The following is a 1,412-nucleotide window of genomic DNA, read 5'->3' on the forward strand; positions in this document are numbered from 1 at the left end:
CTACCGAGGAGGGGTACAGCCTCCGTCTGACTGCTGACCACCGGGTCATGACCGACGACGGATGGGTCGAGGCCGGCGAACTCGACGCCGGCGACACGGTCCACATCCAGAACCGGAAAGGCTCGTTCGGCCAGCACGGTTCCGCGGCGGAAGGTCGAACCCTTGGCTGGCTCGTCGGCGACGGTCACCTCAAGCACGGTGAGGAGCGTGCGGTGCTGAACTTCTACGACGAGGACGAGGAAGTCGCCGAATCCTTCGCGACCGACGTGAACGAAGTCGTCCGCGAACCGACAGGGAACGCGGACTACGAGGTCGGTGTCAGTGAAATCAGCCGAGGCGACGACTACCGTGGTGCGGGCGCGGTCGAACAGCGGGTCCGCTCCGCTCGTCTCTACGAGTACGCAGAGCAGGCCGAGCTGACCGAAGAGAAACTGCAGGTACCCGATGCCGTCATGCGCGGTAGCGAGGAGATGGCTCGTGGGTTCCTGCAAGCACTGTTCACCGCAGACGGTGGTGTGCAAGGGAAGACGGAGAAGGGTAACTCCGTCCGCCTCACCAGCGTCAGCACGGACCTGCTTGCGGATGTCCAGCGGCTTCTGCTCAACTTCGGCATCGCGAGCAAGCTCTACGAGGAACGCCACGAAGCCGGCGAGCAGGAGATGCCGGACGGCAACGGTGGCACGGCCACGTACGAACGGCAGGCCGACCACGACCTCGTTATCGCGAAGGACAACCTAGCTCGGTTCCAGCAGAAGATCGGCTTCCTGCTCGACTCGAAGAACGAGGCACTCGCGGAGCGGCTCGATAGTTACGACCGTGGACCCTACAGCGAGCAGTTCGAGGCGACCGTCGAATCGGTCGACCACGACGGCCACGAAACCGTCTATGACCTGACCGAGCCCGACACGAACTCCTTCGTTGCCAACGGACTCGTGGTTCACAACTGCGGCGAGCAGCCGCTGGAGGAGTACGAGGCGTGTAACCTCGGACACATCAACCTCTCCACGCTCGCGGCCGAGGACGCGCCCGACTGGCGCGTCTGGTCCGAGGAGCACGCCGACGAGTACGACTCGCAGGCGGACGCGGTCGACGCGTTCCTCGAGGAGGCGCTCGACTACGAGGAGTTCGACGACCGCATCGCGTACGGCACGCGCTTCCTCGAGAACGTCGTCACGATGTCGGACTTCCCGGTCGACAAGATCGAACAGAAGGTCCGCGACATGCGGAAGATCGGCCTCGGCGTCATGGGGCTTGCGCAGCTGTACGTCCAGCTCGGCATCCGGTACGGCACCGACGAGGGCAACGAGGTCGCGCGCCAGCTGATGACCCACATCAACCACGGCTCGAAGTGGACCTCCCACGAGCTCGCCGAGGAGCGCGGCAGCTTCAACGACTGGGACGACTCCAAGTAC

Annotated in this window: 1 protein-coding gene; it reads left to right on the forward strand. The window is 64.4% G+C overall.

The features are described 5' to 3' along the window. A partial coding sequence (locus tag AN233_RS06350) for an LAGLIDADG family homing endonuclease (RefSeq protein WP_281176531.1) occupies positions 1–1,412 on the forward strand: 1,412 nt, incomplete at both ends.

This window comes from Haloparvum sedimenti (assembly GCF_001462205.1).
Lineage (GTDB): Archaea > Halobacteriota > Halobacteria > Halobacteriales > Haloferacaceae > Haloparvum > Haloparvum sedimenti.